The 2,067-nt window shown below is 40.8% G+C and carries 2 protein-coding genes; both read left to right on the plus strand.

What is annotated here, in order from left to right; genetic code table 11:
* The first annotated feature begins 109 nt into the window (after positions 1-109).
* Positions 110-976 carry a DKNYY domain-containing protein gene (locus Q0625_RS07395; RefSeq protein WP_298825238.1) on the plus strand — a complete coding sequence of 289 codons (867 nt, stop codon included), beginning with the start codon at positions 110-112 and terminating at the stop codon, positions 974-976.
* A 41-nt stretch (positions 977-1,017) separates the two neighbouring features.
* Positions 1,018-1,923: an NTF2 fold immunity protein gene (locus Q0625_RS07400; RefSeq protein WP_298825241.1), complete on the plus strand. Its 906-nt coding sequence runs from the start codon at positions 1,018-1,020 to the stop codon at positions 1,921-1,923.
* Positions 1,924-2,067: the final 144 nt, after the last annotated feature.

Here is a 2,067-nt window from a genome sequence, read left to right on the forward strand (position 1 = left end):
TTATTTATGACGATGGCGCTCTCTTTGAGAATGGTAAAGCGTGGGTACAGATAGGGGATAAACAATTTGAGATTAATAAATTAGGTATAGAAATAAAATAAGAAACAGAATGAAAATCAATAAACCTTTGGCTAAAAAGCCTCCTTTTTTTGATATCGATATCCGCACTGTAGCATATATCGACAAAGACCCTCGTTTTTATATGGCGGACACACAAGAAACGCCCTTCTATTGGACAGACGGCAAGCGGATATACTACCGCCATTCCCCTATAGAGAAGGCAAATCTTGATACTTTTGTTTATTTTAATGGCTTTTTTGCTAAAGATGACAAGCATTGTTATATAGTAGGACGCACTCTTAAAGGGGCTAATGCTAAGACATTTGAAATGCTTAATGAGTGTTATGCTACCGATTACCAAAGTGTTTGGACATCGGGTGGGCGCTTTGAACCTGTGGATATTAGTACTTTTGAGGTATGTGATGAGGGTATTCACAGAACAGATGGGGATGAAGAAACTTCGTGGGAGTTTAGCGATGGGATTAGGCGTGTGGTGCGTGTAGAGATTCCATATGGGTATGCCAAAGATAGTAAGCAGGTGTATTATGAGAATTATCACGGCAAGATAAAAATACTCGCTAAAGCCAATCCAGCAAATTTCATCTCGATGAACGATGGTGATTTTGCTAAAGATGATACCTATGTTTTCTATGGGAAAACACCCTTGCCTAAGGCAAATCCAGCGACTTGGCGAAAGATTTCGCATTTTTATTCCAAAGATGATAAGCGTATTTATTACCTGAACAAACTCATCAAAGAGGTGGATTACAATACTTTTGAGGTGGTAGTGCTCACTTCTCCAGAAGGATATAAACTGCCCTATGGCAAGGATAAAAACCAATATTATAACAGTGGAAACCCTCTTAGCGAAGAGGAAGCCTTACACGAAGTGAACAAGCCGATCTGGGATGATTAAAATTTAGACCCCTGAGCTCAAACTCAAAATTCAAAACTATTATGCAGTACCCTATCACTTTAGAAGTCGCGCTCAAAGAAGTAACCGAGGAGCGCTTTTGCAAAGGACATCATTACAAAGATGTCGCCCTAACCGACGAGATGGTGGCACAGATCGTACAAGTAAAGTCGTTGGTCAATATGGGATTTATCAATACCGCGATTACCGATGAAGCCCTCCAATACTTAGCAACTTTACCCAAACTAAAACTCCTTTTCTTAGAGGATAACAAACAAGTTACAGGCGAAGGCTTTAAGTACTTTGCCGACAAACCTATTGACCATATCTCGCTGGACGGTTGTCCCGTAACTGATGAGACACTAAAAATTGTCCTACAAGTACCGCGCCTAAAGTCTCTTTCACTAAAGAGAACACGGGTTACTTTTGAGGGGCTAATGGCAGTAGCACACTACAACAAGGTGAGTTTCTACCTTGACAAACCTTTCACTGCCGAGCAGATAAAAGCCTTTGAGCAGGCGCAACGTACGGCAGGGAAAAAGAAACCAACGGCAACCTCTACCGATGATTTGCCCATCGTAAAGCAACTGCTTTTGGACTTCTTTGCGGCAATGACTGAGTGGGAGGCTTTTGCTGCCAAGAATGATGATACAGAAGAGGGTGAGCTTTTGGTAGAAGAAAAATGCAAAGCCCTCTTCCAAAAGTATTGTACCGACAAGCGCAGGGCGGGCTATCGTCCTGAAGGAATTCATTTTTCACTAAATGAAGACGGTACTTATGGGGCGCATCAAATCATTGATAGCGAGACAGTAACTAAGAATAAGATATACCTCTACACTCAAGACAGACATAATTGTCAGTTTCGCTTTCTCATCATCAGAAAAGAGGGGGAGTGGAAGATTGACGAATGTCAATGGCACGATGGGGGCTGGACTAAATACAGATTATAATAATGAAAACAGCAAAACAACTTATAGAAGACGAACTTCAGAAAATAATTCATCAGCTTAAAGAAGTTTCTCTTTTGCAAGAGGAGAAACAAGCACTTGTAAGCTATAAAAAGGAGTTAGAGCAGCTATTGTTTCTCAAAAAAC

Origin of the sequence: uncultured Capnocytophaga sp., assembly GCF_938029845.1 — a bacterium.
In the GTDB taxonomy this organism is placed as follows: domain Bacteria; phylum Bacteroidota; class Bacteroidia; order Flavobacteriales; family Flavobacteriaceae; genus Capnocytophaga.

What these genes read in the sequence shown, in the direction of transcription:
- Q0625_RS07400 (WP_298825241.1), top strand. Translation starts at nt 1,018, where the DNA reads ATGCAGTACCCTATCACTTTAGAAGTCGCGCTCAAAGAAGTAACCGAG.
- Q0625_RS07395 (WP_298825238.1), top strand. Translation starts at nt 110, where the DNA reads ATGAAAATCAATAAACCTTTGGCTAAAAAGCCTCCTTTTTTTGATATC.